Genomic DNA, 18,005 nt, shown 5'->3' with positions numbered 1-18,005 from the left:
TTACAATCGTTCTTGTATGTCTTTTTATAGTAGACTATGTGAGTAATTTGCTATGTGAGTAGTTTGGTAAAAAATATTTCAAAAAAATTACCAAAAGAGGAGATATTTAAAATAATATTGTATCTTTGAAAAATATTTTGAATATTCACTATGAAATTTTATCTCCTAATTATACTATTAAGTTGCTCTTATGTTTTTTCACAAGAGAAAGAACACCCCATTACTACGGCATTTCCTTTCTTACTTATAAGTCCTGATGCTATAGCCTCAGGCAGAGGAGATATAGGGGGCGCTTCCTCTCCTGATGTTTTCTCACAATATTGGAATTCATCAAAATATGTTTTCTCTCTGCAAAAATCAGGAATAGGAATGAGTTATACTCCTTACTTAAACAAACTATCTCGTGACATTTTCTTAGCAAACATCAGTTATTATAGAAAAGGGAGCAGAAGTGCTTGGGGGAGCAACCTTAGGTATTTTAGTATAGGAGAAGTCCAACAAACTCAACTTTTTGGAAGTGATATATATAGATTAGGAAACTTTTTACCATCTGAGTGGCTATTAGATCTTTCATATAATCTGAAATTAAGTGAATATTATTCAATGGGAATTTTGGTACGTTATCTACATTCCAATTTACGATCACCCGCAGAAGAAAAAGCTACTGCCCAAGGGATAGCATTTGATATTTCAGGTTACTATACTTCTGAAAAACATCTTGTAGGTAATCATTTTGGAAGCTATTCATTAGGTTTCCAAATTTCCAATATAGGAAGCAAAATCAAATACGAGGACTTAGGTCAATCGTTTTTCCTGCCCACTAATCTTAAACTCAGTGGGAGTTACACCCTATCAGTAGATAGCGAAAATGATATTTCTTTACTTGTAGAGCTCAACAAATTATTAGTCCCTTCTGATACACAGAAACATAAAAAGACTGATTTTTTAGAAGGCATTTTTACTTCGTTTACAGATGCTCCCAATGGTTTTTCAGAAGAGATGCGAGAAATCTCTTGGGCATTAGGATTTGAATATACCTATTTACAACATTGGTGTTTGCGCACTGGCTATTTCTATCAACACCCAAACAAAGGAGATAAAAAATATCTTACCGTTGGGACTGGTTTTAATGTGTCTCATTGGCAACTTGACTTTTCTTATCTTTTTTCAACTGCTCAAACAGTTAATCCATTAAGTAACTCTCTTAGAATTTCATTGCAATACGCTTTTTAACTGCTATATACAAAAAACTCCTGCTATAAACAGGAGTTTTTGTTGTGTAAATACTATTAATCATCAATAGGATTTTTATACATCTGTAAAGCTTCTGATGATTTTTTATCCCCAGGTAAGGTATATATAAGTTTGATGTAATAATCGCCTTTTCTCATAGGTATAAAAGAAGTATTTTTTAGAAATTGATGTGCTGGACTTGAGAAAGATATTATCCCTTTACTTAAATCATTGGTAATCTGCCTAAAGATATCTACAAAATCCATCTTATAAGCTAATGCTAAATCATATTGATAAGGAAAATAATTTTCTACTTCTTGTGAGAAAATTTCGTTTTGTACATTAGTTAAATACTTATTATCAATAGAAATTGCTTTTGAGGGTATTTGTCCCCACTCTTTTGTATCTCTTCTTAATTGATATTTTCCAGCAATTGGTAATTGGCTATACAAAGTAGGATTTATGTATTGTTTAAAATAAGCATCCTGCAAAGTAGCTTCTACTGCAATTAGAGGTTTTTTCTTAGAATACTCATTACCTACAAGGTCTACTACTTCAAAAGGTTCTGATTTTTGAAGAGTATTAGCAAGAGAAATTGCATTAGAGCGACGTATTACAAAATTGTAATGAGAAACTTTGATAGCTTTTATTTTCTCATTAAACGTTTTATACTTACTAGTACTGAAATCATACGTTAATCGTTCTATCTCACCTTCTTTACTTAATGATTGTGCTTGTTTTTGCAAGACCTCATAATCATTACCCTCTTCTTGAGTTCTCTTTACATTTTCAGTAACTTTTCTCTTTTCATTTTTTGTATTAGTTTTTACAGGCTTACTAAAAAAGCTAACTTTATAAACTGACTTTGTCTGTAGTTTAGGCATAGCAAAAGTAATCTCATTAGCATCTTTGTTATAGATAAATGCTACCTCTTGTGCTTTATGGGTTTGATTATCTATAATTTTTACTCCATTCTCCCATTGATTACCTTCAAATAGATAGTCTTGTCCTTGTATGAGTTTTACATACCCTTGTTCAAACTCGTCTTTTAAGAAAAATTTTTGTGATACTACGGGATAAGCGTATTCTATATTTTGTAATGGGATATAATTAGGAGCTGTGCCTGTTGTAAATGTACGTTCTTCAAACTCTTTAGCTACTTGTCCGTTTTGGGTGATAGGTCTAAATATACCTCCCTCCTGTTTTTGGAAACTAACTTCTACTTGTACTTTAAATTTCTTTTGAGGAGCTAAAATATCTTCAGGGATGAAGTTAGCTCTATCTTTTAAGTGTGACCATTCTAATCTACCTTTAACTTCCTGATTTTTATCATCAAGAACGTTAAATTTTTCAAGAACTACTCTATAAGTACTTTTTCCATTATCTTCAGGAATTTCAAAAGGTTCGTTTACTTTCATTGAAAAAGTGGCTTGAGGTACAGCAAATACATCTACATCATTGCTATTGTTTTTAGGAGATACATCAGCAATGAGTTTCATTCCTTCAAAAGCACCTCCTGCTGCTCCAAAGTCACATTGTTCACCAATAGTAACTTTGAAATTGAACTTTCCTTTGATAAGTCCGCCTAAGACATTCATTTCACCTCCTACATAACCTCGTAACCATACAGGATTAGGTAATTTAGCTTGCATTAATACAGCTACGCTTGATGATATAATAGGAATTCTCATATTTATAAAAAGCAACTTTACACGTACTCCTAATTCACCTTGTAAGAAAGCATAAGATTGTCCGTTAGCATACCAACCGTCTATACCTACTTGTTTGCCTGTATTTCTACACGATGCTTCTCCGTAATTCTTAAGCATTATATCAAATCCAACACCTGCTTTGAAATTAGCATAGAAAATTAGGAATGATAAATCACCGGTATCTATACTTAAATCAGAACCAAAGGCAAAACCTCCTGCATTAGCTAAAGCATTTTCATCACGCATATAATTGAGTTCCTGAGCTTGTACTCCTAAAAAGCTCGCTACATTGGGAGGAGGCGGTGGAGAAGCAGGTAATTTTGTACCAGCCATAAGATAAGAAGTTGTTTTAAGAGAAACACCTGCTACTCCCATTTTTATACCAACTCTGTCATCAGGTGTACCAATATGTAAATACCAATCATTAGGGTCTTTATGAAAAACAGCCCAACCTGCTCTACCTCCTTCACCTACCCCTGAGATGAACCCTGCATTGATATAGACATCAAGAGTACCGTGTGTAGTTTGATTGACTATATCAAACTGAATAGCTGTCTTGAATTGGATAGTAGCCTTATTATCAGGAGTAGTAGGTATTGCTTTTTCAGCAAGAGGTAAGAAACGTTTTTCAAAACCTGTACGTTTATCGTTATTACTTTCTAAACCTAAGAAAGAGGCTTTGTTTTCTAAACTTCCTGATACTTTTGAAACTAAATTCTGTATATTTTCTATTCCAGGTATATCAGCTAAGACATTTCCTTTTCCATAGATGGCTGCAAAATCTAACCCTCCATTTTTATTGAATAACATTTCAAAAGCAGCTTCTCCGCTGAAAGCCTTGTCAGATCCTATAGCAAAACTTACTAATGCTTTGAGTCCCAACCCCCCTTCTTGGTAAGGTTCATAAGTAAGTCCTGAAGGAGAAAATTCAGCAGGGTCAGCGAGTGCATTTCGTTTCATATTATAATAAGCCCCTCCACCAAAACCATTAATGAAATAACCCGTTGATATCTTGGCACTGGCATCAAAATACCAATATCTAAATTCTCTTTTCCCAAAAATAGCTTTAGCTTTTACCTTGCAAGCCCCTTTGATTTCTACTTTTAAATCGGCATTAAATCCGTTGCCATATATAGGGTGATTTTCGAGTAAATCAAGTCGACCATCCATAGAAAATCCACAGAAAGAACCTTTTATAGCTATAGCAGAAAGGTCTAAGCCTTTGAATTTATAGTTGTAAGTGTGATTTTCTGAAGTTAGCTCACCTAAAATACCAATATTAGCTCGTGCAGAAAGTTCACTTTTATCCATTAGGTTCAGTGCTACATCAAAATACACATCTGCTCTGTTATCTAAAGTTCTCACTTCTACGCTTTTAATACTTACAGGAAAGTTGCTAAAAGAAACCTCATTTTTATAGCTCATATTTCCCACAGAAATCATAGGAGAAACTGTTTGTAATCTCAAATTTTCAAAAGTAATCCCTTTAAAATCTACAGTTTTACTTTCCTCCTGATTTTCCTGAGTTTCTTTTTCTGCAGTTTTGTTGGCAGCAAAGTTTATATTACCGTGTAAAACAGCTTTAGGAAGAAAACGATTGTTCTCTACTTTTAGTTCTATGGAACTATTTTTATAAAGAGAGGCTTTTGCTTGCCAAAGGTCAAATTGTATTTCATCAGTGGTCGTTACATTCAAGCTGTATCTTTCTTCTGAAATCAGTCCGTCGTATTGCAAGCCCAACTGTTCTATATTTTTGTTCTTGGAGGCATTGGTAATAGGAAGTAGTATTTTTCCATTAAAATTTGCTTTTACAAATTCGCCTGTTTCTATTTGTACCTCAATATGCTCTAATGAGTATGCCCAAGCATTGTTCTTATCAGTAATTCCTTCTTTCAAAGGAAATATATTTTCTGCAGAAAAGACCCCCGAAACGCCAAACTTATCTATAAGAAGTCCTTTGGCAGAGAACTCTATACGTTTTCCACTCTCAGCGGTTGATTTTGTTTTAAACTCAGAGGGGAGACCTATTGAAAAGTTCTCGACATACACTCCTTTCCAACTCTCTTGCGCAGGAAAGAGTAGCCCTTTCGTATTGTACATATTTGGGAAAACAACAGAAGGGTCGTTTTTTATATCGCTTACGTCAAGAACCGCTTTTGATACTAAAAACTGAAAATTGCCATCGTAGTCTCTTCCATTTTGTTTTTTAGCTAATACAAAAGGCGAAAGAGATACGTTCATTATCAAATCATTCCAAGCGGAAGCTGTGATGCTAAAATCACCTCTTACTCTGTTGGGAGCTTCAACAATACGTCCGTTAGACAATGTAATCGGTACTGTTTGTTGGGCTTCATTTACAACTCCATTTTCCAAAGGGAGGATAAGCTCTCTTGAGAACTCAACAGCTCCTGAAAGGCGAAATTCTTTAAAACCATCACAATCAATTACTGCATAAGTCAAATCTTCAGTTTGACCTGTTTGTTTGTTAAACCCTCCATAGAGGGTAAGTTGCCAAGCATCTTTATGGATAGGAATGTCTATATCTCCCAGCAAAGCCAATTTGGCATCTCCTATGATACCCCCACTATGAGAGAGTTTGATGTTGTTTGCACCAAAAAATAGAGAAATAGGGCGACCATCATCCCCTTTTTGAGGAATATCTACTTTGGCAAACACTTGTAACTCGGTATAATCAGAGTGCAGTGTAGCCTTTATAATACCTATTGAATAAGTAGCGTTATCCGCAGCATTCTCACCTCTCTTACGCGTTTTTATACCGATGGGCAAAGAGGTAATATTCTGTAAAGACAAATTATCTACCCACAATTCCTTCCTTTCTATTTTCTGCATTTGTTGTGCAGCATATTCAGGAGTAAGTTCATTGTTATCAGTATTTTGCCCTAAGAGAGAAGAACTCCAAAGAGTGAGAAAAACAAAAGGTATGGATAAAAATATATTTCGCATTGTATGTTATTTTTTAAGGTGAAACTATTTTAAAAGCTATAGCTATAATTTATATTAAGCGTTATATCCTCAGCAGATTTTTGTTGTGAGTGCCTAAACATCTGCATTCCATAGAATGAAAAATTGTGTTTTTCAAGTAGTACATACGACACATTGCACTTGATACCTAAAACACTATTTCCAAAAGTGTCATTTGTTCGATTATAAAGCGTTCCTAAACTTGTATTGAGCTTATTTTCAAAGAATTTTTTGGCGATTGTAACACTCCCACCGTAAAAATCGGTTATCTCTCTCCCTACTTTGTTTTGAGTGTAGTTGGCAGAAGTATTCACATTCATTTGCAGAGATGAAAAGCTAATGGTATGAGCAGCATTGTAATTCTGCACCAAACTAGCTTGTCCTCTGCCGATAATACCTCCTTGTTCATTTGCTTGTCCTGCAATAGAGTAGTTGAAATTCACATTTTGACTTTTATCTTTTCCAAAAACATAATTCATATTCACATTTCCGTTTTGAGAAAGCTGGCGATAAGTAAGTGTATCGGCAGGATTCATATTCGGGGTGTTGATATAGTCGAACTCGTTTAAACGGCGGTTAGTAGTGGATGTAAAATTAGAGTATGAACCTGATACATTTAGTTTTTCTGAAACCTTTGCATTCAAATTTGCACTTCCTACCAGTCTCACAGAGGTTTGATTTTTCTGTTCTTTTAAATTGTCGCGTTGGTATCCCAATTGAGTGGCTATACTTATACGATCTTTAAAAAACGGACGGGCAAATGTAAGAGAAATATTCTCTAAATCATTATTGAAATACATAGCTCCAAAAGTACGATAAGTAGGATCAATATTCTCATATACAATTCCTACATTTGCTTTTCCTATCAGATAGTTTAAACGAGCATCAAAAGCCCTACTTTTGGAGGAGGAAAGCAAATAGTCTAACGAATTATCCTCAGTTTTATGAGGGGTCTTTTCCTGAATGATAGAAAGCGCATATTGTACTTCTAAGCTCAAGTTTTTTACAAAAGTTGTGGCAAATTTTAACGCATTAGCATAATTAGACTTGGGAGAAATATCAGTAGGATGTTCCAATGAATTTTTAACGTCCCAAGCGTATAAGCTACTAAATTCTATCTTATATTTTTCTTTGTCAAAATTAAGCTTCATAGCTGAACCATATCTCTCAAAAACAGCTGCTTGACCTATATTTTTATCTTCTTCTACTGCTTTGAGCAAGCGCCCTCCCATTGTGCTAAATTTCAATGCTCCTTTAGGTGTTAATTCTAGCCCTACCCCACGAAAAGGGTGTCCGTTGAGTGTATAAGGAGAGTAAGTGAGCGTATGGTCGCCTAAGTACAATTTTATCCATTTGTACTTAGGAGCAATACTAAATCTATTAAAGTCAAAAGGGACTTTATAGTTCAGAGCATTTCCTTGATTGGTAATAGAGTAACTCACTGGCATTGAAAATGTAAGAAAGCTAAAATTCAAACTTCCTGTAAGCATATAAGTAAAGGTACTTTTTTCAGCAGAAGAATTAAAAAACATAGCATCAGCATTGACGCCTCCACTTACTCTAAACTTTGTATCTTTAGTCATTGCTTCTATGTCTAAATCTTGAGCATTGGTACCAAAAGATATACACAAAAGTCCTCCCAAAAGCATATACTTTAATAATAGTTTCATTATCTATTTATTTTTGAACTTTTATATCACACAAAATATAGGAATTTTCTGCACCCTTACTTACAAATTGTTTTATTTTGATAGCTCCCTTTCTACCATCGTGGGTTTGAAATAACACTATTCGAGGTAATGTATTTGTAAATGCTTGTGCTCCTGCTGCCGAATGTGTAATAGAAAGTGCACGTAAAGGGCTATCATTTGTCATTGCATTGAATTCTTCTTCAGTGAAATTGATCCCGCAATTGCATATTTCTTGTGAATTGACAAAAACAGTAGTTTTTGCTCCTGTAATAGGAAAGAAAGCATATTTTTGTGCCTCAGTTGGAGATACAAATTTATTGCTTGAAAAAGTAGGGCTACCTCCTTGAAAAACTATATCTATCAAAGGGGCATTTTCAGCGGTAATATCTTTAGAGAAAAAAGATTTCTTCAGTTTTGTGGAATAGAAAGCTGCTACTTTTTCGCTGTTATGAGCATAATTAATTCCTAATTTTACATTTTCTAATACATAAATACCAGTATCAGGATATACTGTAATTTGTTTCTGTAAAGTTTGAGTTGTTTTACCATTAGAGGCTACAAGTATTATAGTATAAGTACCAGCATTAGTATAGGTTACTTTAGGATTTACTTCAGTAGAAGTGTTAGGAACACCCCCTTGGAACGTCCATTGGTATGAAATAGCATTTTCAGTTTTATTTTGCAAGGTGATATTTACAGGCACTTGTAAATCCTCATCCTCAATAGGTATCTGCCAAGAAAAAGCAGGTTTAATAGCAGGTTTTACCTCTACAAAATCTGAAAAAGTTTGACGATCATACCCATTAGAAACTTCTAAAGTTATTTCGTGTTTGCCTTCTGTAGAAAAAACCACAGAAGGAGGTGTTTTCCCTTCAAAAGTTTCAGGGATACCTCCTTTAAAAAGCCATTTATGAGTGAGGTTCTCTCCCTGAGTAGTATTAGTAAACTTCACTGTTACAGGAGGATAGCTATTCATTACAATCTCTTTTGTAAAGCTTGCTTTTTTGATAGCATCTTTTATTGTGATAGTTTGCTCTTGAGTATCTGATTCTTTATACTCGTTAGTAACTGTTAGCTTTACTTTGTATGAGCCGTGTTGTGTATAGAGCACTTCAGGAGATTTTTCAGTAGAGGTATTAGGCGTACCACTTTCGAACTCCCACTGGTAATGCTCTCCCCCTGAAGAGGTGTTATTCATCTTTACATAAACGGGTACTGATTCATCACCATTTCTAAAACTCATTTGAAAAGAAGCCTTTACAGGGATCTCTGTCTCTTGATAACAAGAAACTACTGCAAAAGCTATTAAGCAAATGATAAAATATCGATATAAACTCATCGTTATTATTTTTTTGATTTTATTTGTTATTTCTTTTGTTCGTCCTAAAATTATTAGTTAGTCCGTAGATTTTCAAAGAAGTATTAAGCTACTTTCTTTGTTTATCGCATATCTTTAGCCTTTGTTCTTAAGACTTATCACTGTAATCTTATTTTAGGACAATACACTTCTTTAAAAGCTTGTTTTACTTCATTTATATTAGCTTTATTACTGTTAATCACATAAGCTAAATCTTCTATTTTGTTAACTCCTTGTAAATAACTTTCAAATTGCTTGATAAATCCTTTATCATTAGCTATTTTACTCCAAGTTTCGCTGTTATAGCTTTTAAATTCCTCATATAAAGGTTTTTGTCCTTCCCTAAACTTCACGTCATAACGGCAGTTGGCACAGATATCATCTAAACCCTTTTCAAACTTCATATCTAAATGCTCAATGTTTTCAGGTGTATATTTTTTAGGGTTTTTCTATGCTTACTAAATGAAAGTAAAAGTAATAGAAATGAAATTAGTATGATAAAACAAGAACTATTCCTTTCTTTCAAAAATATGCAACGTGTGATTACTATCTAAGATATACACCTTATTTTCTGAGACTTTTAAATCTTTAAGCTGGGTAAAACAATCATCTCTTTCCACTACTGCAATAGGATCTGAAACATAGATAATTTCCTTAGTATTGATGTCTAAAATACCAAATCTTAGTTGATCAAAAAGATAAAAGTACAATAAATTATCTTGTACAGCATATTTGGTAGAAGTGTCTTTCCCTTTGATGTTGTACTTTTCAAACTCTTCTTGTAAGCCATATTGAGTAACAAAAGGAGGCTCTTGGGTTAAATCCATTTCAATAAAGACATCCATAGCCATACCAAGAATTTTTCCTTTTTCACTATTTAAGAAATAATCACTTCTAAAAAAATCTTTGCCTTTGCAAATAGTTTTTCCTATGGCTTCATCATATTCAGGAATATGGTATTTCAATTCTCCTGTTTCAATATCTAAACCTATAAAGCCTCCTATCTCTATAAAAGCCCAAATAATTCGATTGTATATGCCTATAAAGTGTCTTATTTCGAAGTCTCTTTCTTCATCCCACGAATTTTTCCACTTCCCAAGTGAAGCAAGAGGAAACTCCCAAAGAATTAAATCTGAATCTATTTTTCTACAAGCTATTTTCTTTTTAAAATCACGAAATATATACTTGTCTATAATACTTCTTCCTAACCAACTTGTAGCTTCAAAAAGTATTTTTTTCTTTTCAAAATCATAAATCCCTTCTTGTGGTTTATCATCAATTTCATAAAAAGAAAAGTAAGGGTAATTTTGAGCTTCTATCCTATAATTATTAATAACAATAGATGAATCGTTAATATTGATTATGGCAGAATCTCCATACACAATCTCTCTTGATATCAAATGGCCTTTTCCAAAGGGATATAGTTCTTGCTGTCCAGAAATTTCTAATAGACATTCATTTGATTGAGCATTAAAGAGTCCTTTGCTATTAATGTAATATTCATTTACATAAGCTATTACATTGTTTATTGTTCTACTTTCACAAAACATAATTATTCAGCTTTTATAAAGTTAAAAATAGGGTGTTTAGTATCAAAAGAAATATCTTCTACTAAATCTTTGAAATTTTTAAGACTATTTATTTTACCAGTTCCATCAACTCTATCAAATTGCTTCCATATATTTGGATTTGTTTTAAAAATTTCATCAGTATTGCGTTTAAACAATTCTTTAAAAGCTTGTTTTACCTCATTTATATTAGCTTTACTACTGTTGATCACATAAGCTAAATCTTCTATTTTTTCGATACCTTCTGTGTTCAAGTAGCTTTTAAACTGTTGAATAAATCCTTTATCATTAGCTATTTTACTCCACGTTTCACTGTTATAGCTTTTAAATTCCTCATATAAAGGTTTTTGTCCCTATGCTTACTAAATGAAAGTAAAAGTAATAGAAATGAAATTAGTATGATAAAACAAGAACTATTCTTCACGTTCAAAAATATGTAACGTATGATTACTATCTAAGATATACACCTTATTTTCTGAGACTTTTAAATCTCTAAGGCGAGTAAAACTATCATCTCTTTCCACTACTGCAATAGGCTCTGAAACATAGATAATTTCTTTGGTATTGATGTCTAAAATGCCGAATTGTAATTCTTTGTCATTATAAAAATACAATAAATCTTCTTGTAGACTTGTATTCCCACTAACTCCATATTTTTTTAGGTTCATTTTCTCCATTTTATCCCACATACCATATAGCATAGGAGTTATTTTTTCTTTATTGAGGTCTATTTCAAAAAATCTGTCAGCTATTAAACCGATAATTATTCCTTTTTTATCATCCAAAATAAATTTTGCACGATAAAAAATGTAAAACTCTTCACTATCTACATAACTATCGACTTTGCCTAATAAATTCCCCTTGGGTATCCCAAGAATACGATGTTTCAATTCCCCGGTTTGAATATCTAAACCAATAAATCCACCTCTTTCTATATAAACCCAAAGAATATTGTTATATATTCCTACAAATTGTTCTACTTCATAGTTAAATTCTTCATCTGTATTGTAATCTTTACCTTTACCAAGAGAAGAAAGAGAAAACTCCCATAAATGTTTTTTCTTTTGAATAGAAAAGGCTCTGATAGACATTACATCATCGTATATTTTATTCTTTTTGTATATATATATATATATACCCATTTGGGAAAAACTTATAGAAAATTTGTCAATATTTCCCAATACTATAAGATTCTCTTCTCTATCCAAGAGAGCTGTAATGAATATTTTTTGTTGTTCATCTAAAAAATAAGTTTCTAAAAACTCTTTAGATAAATACAAAAAAGCTTTGTCTTTTCCTTCTTCTATTAATTCTAAATTTTCGTCGAAGATTTTATAATTATTCTCCCACTCACTACAATAGAATTTGCCATTAAAAGTAGCAAGCGGACTTAGTGGCGTTTTGTAAAGCATTTGTTTTTTTTCACCACATTGAATTTCATCAGATGTATTGATGTAATAAGGTTTGCCTTTATAGATAACATAATCTCTTACATTATCTATTTTAGAAATTAATTTAAACATTTTATTGTGATTTTATAAAGTTATAGAGTACTGAATTTGTATCGTTTATCAACTTTTCTAATCTTACTTTATCATTAGGATTTATAATACCTAAACTTTCCTTTAGTTTAGGATTCATAAACTTTAAAATTTCATTACTATTACGCTTAAACACTTCTTTAAAAGCTTGTTTTACTTCATTTATATTAGCTTTATTACTGTTGATCATATAAGCTAAATCTTCTATTTTGTTAACTCCTTGTAAATAGCTTTCAAATTGCTTGATAAACCCTTTATCATTAGCTATTTTACTCCACGTTTCACTGTTATAGCTTTTAAATTCCTCATATAAAGGTTTTTGTCCTTCCCTAAACTTCACGTCATAACGGCAGTTGGCACAGATATCATCTAAAGCTTTTTCAAACTTCATATCTAAATGCTCAATGTTTTCAGGGGCATATTTTTTAGGGTTTTTCTTAAAGGTAGAAAGCATATGCTGAGTGCCTTCACGCATAGCGGCATTGCTACTTAAAGCACCTTCTTCTATTTTTTTCCATAAATCAGGACGGTTTCTAAAAGTATGGGCTACTTCTACATAGTTTTCGAGCATCTCATCTATGGTACGACCTCCAAAAATTTTCCTACCTGCATCTTTACAATTACCACAAGGAGCATCTTTATATTTCTTCAAGAAATTTATTAGTCCTTGTTCTCCTCCAATAGCTTTTAATTTTTCGGCATTTTCAGGGGCTAAATAATGAGTGATTTTTTCTATTGTTTTTGTATCATCTATAAATTTAGAGCCTTCCGAGAATGCTTTAGTAAGTATGTTGTTTGTTTTTTTAGAGAGGTCTTCAGCAAGGTTTGCTATTTGTTTTCCAGTTTTTCCTAAGTTATCTAACTGAGTGTTTATAGAATGAAGGTCTAACTGTTTTTTAGTTTCATCTAAAAAGGCTTGGGTTTGTTTGTTGTCGATAGTTGTGGCAATATAAAGCTCGTTAGGGGCTATATCATTTATGTTTTTGTAAACTAACTCAACCTCTTCGTTGTCAGCTTTTTTAGCTACGACAACCATAATATCTTCATTGAGAGCTTTTGCTCCTCCTCTTATATAGGCACCACTGGCAAGAGGCAAGATAGCTCCAGCTGAGTAAATTGTTAAATTAGTAGCATCGTTGCGCGCAGAGGCATAGGCGGCACATAGAGGGTCGGTGAAAATATCAGCCCCTGGAATAAGGCTTATGATATCTAAAGTGCCATAAACAGCGCCGTCTAAAACCTTTAGTTTTTCAAAATCATAAAAGACTTCAGGAGGGAGCGTTCCTTTTTCTAAGGCTATTTTTACTTTATTCTTAAACTGCCAAGTATCAACTGAGTTTTGCCATAGGTAGAGAGGATAATTAGGTGTTTTGTCTATTCCATAATCCATATACACCTCTCTAAACCTGCCTAACTGATGAATGTCTACTTCTTCCCAAAGTGCTTTATTTTTCAATCCATCTTGTGCGTATTCAGCTTTTAGACTTTTTATAAGAGCTTTTCTGTTTTGATTTTCACAATTCTGATAAAGTTCGGGATAATCGCTTGTATAAACACAATATTTATTTCTTCTAAACTCTTTTGACTGATAGAAAGTTAAATTTTTAATAAAAGGATAACCTCGTAAGTTTTCTTTTGATTTATAGGTATAATTTCTTACACTTCCATCAGCATATTGATAATATTTATTCATTATCAAAGGCTTAGGAATATCTTGATATAGGGTAAGAAGTCTTTCAAAAATAGAATTCCCTTTATATTTGCTTCGGATAATGCTATTATCTGTCTGGGCAAAACTTATTGTATAGCAATTTAGTTTTTTAATAGTACCTTCTTTGAAAATAGACTCATATTCAGAGGAAGCTACCACTAAATATACTAACTTACGATCAGACTTATTGCCAGAAACACCCTCTATTGCTTTTTGTGCTAAATCGGAAAGTATATGCTCTGGTATATAGGAATTTTTTCTTAATGGTAAAAATGTAAGTACTACATCTATTTTTGTATAATACGATAATAGATGTAATTTTTCCTCTAACTCATAAAGTTGTTTTTCAGGTACATTAGTTACAAAGTTATTTACAATATGGTTGTATTGCCCAACAGCAACAACTTCTTTTTTTCGTGAAGTTGCTATTTTTTTAATAGCATTTGCTAAATACTCTTTTAAATCTTTACGATATTGTTCTATTTCAGCAAGGTCAGAGGTTTTAATTACTCTAAAATTGTCACAAGGACTGACTGTCGGGTTAGCATTGGTACAGGTTACTGTATTTACAAAAGTAATAGGAGTTACTGTAAAACTAACAGTACCTTTTTTATCTTTAATGTATCCCCAACTAGTTTTGTAATAAGTATCACTACCACAAGAATTACCTGTTCTATATAGATAAATTTCTGTTTCATCATTTATTGATGTTTGATAATCAAGTTTTAAAAAGAGTCCATCTAAATTTTTATAACCTACAAATTCTTTATTAGAGAACTCGGCGTAGTAGGCTTTTTTATCTTCTCCTAAAATTGCGGGCAAAGCTCCTTGTGGTATTTCTGATAGTTCCTCTCTATCAATAGCTGTGATATGGGATCTATCATATTTAAAAGGTCGCCAATCAGGGGTAAGCCATATTTTACCTGCAAACTCTCCCTCACTTTGTCCTTGGAAAATACCTATTTTAAACGCAGGGTCATTGATTTGCTTCCAGTCGGCAAAGAGTAAATTCTCATCAGTGGTGTAGTCCATTAATGAGGGTACACTGCCTTGTTGTTTTTTCTTGAATGGGTGTGCTAGTTTAAATATTCCGTGCCCCAATTCGTGGGCGAGGGTTCTTTCGGTTTGGTCGAATACAAAACCAAACTGTCCACCGAGTGCCATATAGCCTCCTTGTCCGGTACTGCTCTTGGCATTGGTAATAAACACATAATAGGTATCGTTTGCTACCTTTTCTGTGGCTTTATAGGCATTGATAAGCGCCTGTTGCGACGGACTATAATCAGTAAGGTCGCCAAATACATCTTTGGTTTCCAACACGCCATTGGTCAAATAAGGGGTAATGTCAAAAGGTGCTGCCCAAGTGATATCTAAAGTTACTCCTATCTTGCTATAAATAGATTTTACTCTATCTATATCCATAGAGGTGTTTTCGGAAGTGGGCACAAGGATTACCTTGGCAGTTTTAGGTGAGAGGTGTACCAAGTTGAACACTCCTGCGATTTGGTATTTCTTGCCCTGTTTGATAGTAGCTTGTACTTGTTCAATATGTCAAAGAACTTATTTTTAGTATATTGTTTGTGTAAACAAAATAAGGTACAAAGATAGAGTTTTTGCTTTAAATAGGCAATAGCTTAGATGTTATTTCTCTCTTTCAAAAATATGTAATGTATGATTACTATCTAAGATATACACCTTATTTTCTGAGACTTTTAGGTCTCTAAGGCGAGTAAAACTATCATCTCTTTCCACTACAGCAATAGGCTCTGAAATATAGATAATTTCCTTGGTGTTAATGTCTAAAACACCAAATTGTAATTCTTTGTCATTATAAAAATACAATAAATCTCCTTGTAAACTTGTTTTTCCATTAACCCCATATTTTTTCAAGTTCATTTTTTCCATTTTATCCCACATACCATATAGCATAGGAGTTACTTTTTCTTTATTGAGGTCTATTTCAAAAAATCTGTCAGCTATTAAACCGATAATTATTCCTTTTTTATCATCCAAAATAAACTTTGCACGATAAAAAATGTAAAACTCTTCACTATCTACATAACTATCGACTTTGCCTAATAAATTCCCCTTGGGTATCCCTAGAATACGATGTTTCAATTCCCCAGTTTGAATATCTAAACCAATAAATCCACCTCTTTCTATATAAACCCAAAGGATATTGTTATATATTCCTACAATTTGTTCTACTTCATAGTCAAATTCTTCATCTGTACTGTAATCTTTACCTTTACCAAGTGAATCAAGAGGAAATTCCCAAAGCAAGTTGGTAGGAAAAATATGATATCCCAATATTACATCTTTACTTGATGTAATAAGTACATCATTTGTATAAGTTTTTAAATACTGATAGTTTTCTTCAAGAATTATCTCCTTTACATTGACTAAATCATTTTCTAAGAGACAAATACTTCTGTTATATACTCCTCTTGATATTTTTACAGCATTAGCCCAAGCTATTAAATATTTGGAATTCTCATTTGCTATAAGAAAATAGTTACTTTTAATAATATTAAAATTTTCATCAATATAATAGCACCCTTTCTCTTCATCAAAAACTTGAATTAGAGAATCTGAAATCTTATAAATGCTAGTACCATCTATTCCTTTCATTAAGAGTGTATTGTCATATAACAAATTGTCGTTTAACAAACTATAAATTATTCCTTCTTTAAAAGGAATTACTTTATTTATATTTTCTTTTATTTTGATTAGAGAATACATAAATTAGAATTTTATAAAATTGTACAAAACAGAATTTGTTGAATTTATTAGGTCTCCAAAAACATTTTTAGCTTCACTTTTAGTTAAACCTTCACCTAATAAGTTATTTTTCAAAGTATTGTTTTTCAAAATAATCTCAAAGAGCTCATCTTTTTTGTTTTTAAACAATTCTTTAAAAGCTTGTTTTACTTCATTTATATTAGCTTTATTACTATTAATCATATAAGCTAAATCTTCTATTTTGTTAACTTCTTGTAAGTAGCTTTCAAATTGCTTGATAAATCCTTTATCATTAGCTATTTTACTCCACGTTTCAGTGTTATAGCTTTTAAATTCCTCATATAAAGGCTTTTGTCCCTATGCTTACTAAATGAAAGTAAAAGTAATAGAAATGAAATTAGTATGATAAAATGATGAAACAAGAACTATTCTTCTCTTTCAAAAATATGCAACGTGTGATTACTATCTAAGATATACACCTTATTTTCTGAGACTTTTAAATCTTTAAGCTGGGTAAAACAATCATCTCTTTCCACTACTGCAATAGGATCTGAAACATAGATAATTTCCTTAGTATTGATGTCTAAAATACCAAATCTTAGTTGATCAAAAAGATAAAAGTACAATAAATTATCTTGTACAGCATATTTGGTAGAAGTGTCTTTCCCTTTGATGTTGTACTTTTCAAACTCTTCTTGTAAGCCATATTGAGTAACAAAAGGAGGCTCTTGGGTTAAATCCATTTCAATAAAGACATCCATAGCCATACCAAGAATTTTTCCTTTTTCACTATTTAAGAAATAATCACTTCTAAAAAAATCTTTGCCTTTGCAAATAGTTTTTCCTATGGCTTCATCATATTCAGGAATATGGTATTTCAATTCTCCTGTTTCAATATCTAAACCTATAAAGCCTCCTATCTCTATAAAAGCCCAAATAATTCGATTGTATATGCCTATAAAGTGTCTTATTTCGAAGTCTCTTTCTTCATCCCACGAATTTTTCCACTTCCCAAGTGAAGCAAGAGGAAACTCCCAAAGAATTAAATCTGAATCTATTTTTCTACAAGCTATTTTCTTTTTAAAATCACGAAATATATACTTGTCTATAATACTTCTTCCTAACCAACTTGTAGCTTCAAAAAGTATTTTTTTCTTTTCAAAATCATAAATCCCTTCTTGTGGTTTATCATCAATTTCATAAAAAGAAAAGTAAGGGTAATTTTGAGCTTCTATCCTATAATTATTAATAACAATAGATGAATCGTTAATATTGATTATGGCAGAATCTCCATACACAATCTCTCTTGATATCAAATGGCCTTTTCCAAAGGGATATAGTTCTTGCTGTCCAGAAATTTCTAATAGACATTCATTTGATTGAGCATTAAAGAGTCCTTTGCTATTAATGTAATATTCATTTACATAAGCTATTACATTGTTTATTGTTCTACTTTCACAAAACATAA

Annotated in this window: 12 protein-coding genes; 1 reads left to right on the top strand and 11 read right to left on the bottom strand. The window is 32.3% G+C overall.

What is annotated here, in order from left to right:
* Nucleotides 1-150 precede the first annotated feature (150 nt).
* The gene (gene porV, locus CBG49_RS09935; protein ID WP_088594367.1) at nt 151-1,233 is read left to right on the top strand and encodes a type IX secretion system outer membrane channel protein PorV; all 1,083 of its coding nucleotides are present in this window, start codon (nt 151-153) and stop codon (nt 1,231-1,233) included.
* A gap of 56 nt (nt 1,234-1,289) precedes the next feature.
* On the opposite strand, the gene CBG49_RS09930 is transcribed toward porV, so the two are convergent.
* From CBG49_RS09930 to CBG49_RS16135, 11 genes are all read right to left on the bottom strand, one after another.
* On the bottom strand, nt 1,290-5,909 hold the full coding sequence (locus CBG49_RS09930) for a hypothetical protein (RefSeq protein WP_088594366.1): 4,620 nt from the start codon (nt 5,907-5,909) through the stop codon (nt 1,290-1,292).
* 29 nt (nt 5,910-5,938) lie between these two features.
* Nucleotides 5,939-7,597, bottom strand: a complete 1,659-nt coding sequence (locus CBG49_RS09925; RefSeq protein ID WP_088594365.1) for a hypothetical protein — start codon at nt 7,595-7,597, stop codon at nt 5,939-5,941.
* Between the two features lie 7 nt (nt 7,598-7,604).
* Entirely contained in the window at nt 7,605-8,957 is a 1,353-nt protein-coding gene (locus CBG49_RS09920; RefSeq protein WP_088594364.1) for a PKD domain-containing protein, read from the bottom strand.
* Nucleotides 8,958-9,094: 137 nt separating this feature from the next.
* Nucleotides 9,095-9,379, bottom strand: coding sequence for a hypothetical protein (locus tag CBG49_RS09915; RefSeq protein ID WP_227002877.1), 285 nt, complete (start codon nt 9,377-9,379; stop codon nt 9,095-9,097).
* Between the two features lie 105 nt (nt 9,380-9,484).
* Entirely contained in the window at nt 9,485-10,525 is a 1,041-nt protein-coding gene (locus CBG49_RS16155) for a hypothetical protein (RefSeq protein ID WP_227002876.1), read from the bottom strand.
* A 2-nt stretch (nt 10,526-10,527) separates the two neighbouring features.
* Nucleotides 10,528-10,797, bottom strand: coding sequence for a hypothetical protein (locus CBG49_RS15940; protein ID WP_193433065.1), 270 nt, complete (start codon nt 10,795-10,797; stop codon nt 10,528-10,530).
* 159 nt (nt 10,798-10,956) lie between these two features.
* Complete coding sequence (locus CBG49_RS16150) at nt 10,957-12,066, bottom strand: hypothetical protein (protein WP_227002875.1); 1,110 nt, start codon at nt 12,064-12,066, stop codon at nt 10,957-10,959.
* A gap of 1 nt (nt 12,067) precedes the next feature.
* Nucleotides 12,068-15,289 carry a hypothetical protein gene (locus CBG49_RS16145; protein ID WP_227002874.1) on the bottom strand — a complete coding sequence of 1,074 codons (3,222 nt, stop codon included), beginning with the start codon at nt 15,287-15,289 and terminating at the stop codon, nt 12,068-12,070.
* Between the two features lie 147 nt (nt 15,290-15,436).
* Nucleotides 15,437-16,537 carry a hypothetical protein gene (locus tag CBG49_RS16140; RefSeq protein ID WP_227002873.1) on the bottom strand — a complete coding sequence of 367 codons (1,101 nt, stop codon included), beginning with the start codon at nt 16,535-16,537 and terminating at the stop codon, nt 15,437-15,439.
* A gap of 3 nt (nt 16,538-16,540) precedes the next feature.
* A complete protein-coding gene (locus CBG49_RS15935) occupies nt 16,541-16,759 on the bottom strand; it encodes a hypothetical protein (RefSeq protein ID WP_193433064.1) in 219 nt (72 codons plus the stop codon).
* Nucleotides 16,760-16,962: 203 nt separating this feature from the next.
* Nucleotides 16,963-18,003, bottom strand: coding sequence for a hypothetical protein (locus tag CBG49_RS16135; protein WP_227002872.1), 1,041 nt, complete (start codon nt 18,001-18,003; stop codon nt 16,963-16,965).
* Nucleotides 18,004-18,005: the final 2 nt, after the last annotated feature.

The sequence above is a fragment of the Capnocytophaga endodontalis genome (assembly GCF_002209445.1).
GTDB lineage: Bacteria > Bacteroidota > Bacteroidia > Flavobacteriales > Flavobacteriaceae > Capnocytophaga > Capnocytophaga periodontitidis.
Note: the sequence above shows the minus strand (reverse complement) of the source record. Positions and strands in the feature narration are given on the sequence as shown.

What these genes read in the sequence shown, in the direction of transcription:
- CBG49_RS09920 (WP_088594364.1), bottom strand. Translation starts at nt 8,957, where the DNA reads ATGAGTTTATATCGATATTTTATCATTTGCTTAATAGCTTTTGCAGTA.
- porV (WP_088594367.1), top strand. Translation starts at nt 151, where the DNA reads ATGAAATTTTATCTCCTAATTATACTATTAAGTTGCTCTTATGTTTTT.
- CBG49_RS16155 (WP_227002876.1), bottom strand. Translation starts at nt 10,525, where the DNA reads ATGTTTTGTGAAAGTAGAACAATAAACAATGTAATAGCTTATGTAAAT.
- CBG49_RS16135 (WP_227002872.1), bottom strand. Translation starts at nt 18,003, where the DNA reads ATGTTTTGTGAAAGTAGAACAATAAACAATGTAATAGCTTATGTAAAT.
- CBG49_RS09925 (WP_088594365.1), bottom strand. Translation starts at nt 7,597, where the DNA reads ATGAAACTATTATTAAAGTATATGCTTTTGGGAGGACTTTTGTGTATA.
- CBG49_RS16140 (WP_227002873.1), bottom strand. Translation starts at nt 16,537, where the DNA reads ATGTATTCTCTAATCAAAATAAAAGAAAATATAAATAAAGTAATTCCT.
- CBG49_RS09915 (WP_227002877.1), bottom strand. Translation starts at nt 9,379, where the DNA reads ATGAAGTTTGAAAAGGGTTTAGATGATATCTGTGCCAACTGCCGTTAT.
- CBG49_RS16150 (WP_227002875.1), bottom strand. Translation starts at nt 12,066, where the DNA reads ATGTTTAAATTAATTTCTAAAATAGATAATGTAAGAGATTATGTTATC.
- CBG49_RS15935 (WP_193433064.1), bottom strand. Translation starts at nt 16,759, where the DNA reads ATGATTAATAGTAATAAAGCTAATATAAATGAAGTAAAACAAGCTTTT.
- CBG49_RS09930 (WP_088594366.1), bottom strand. Translation starts at nt 5,909, where the DNA reads ATGCGAAATATATTTTTATCCATACCTTTTGTTTTTCTCACTCTTTGG.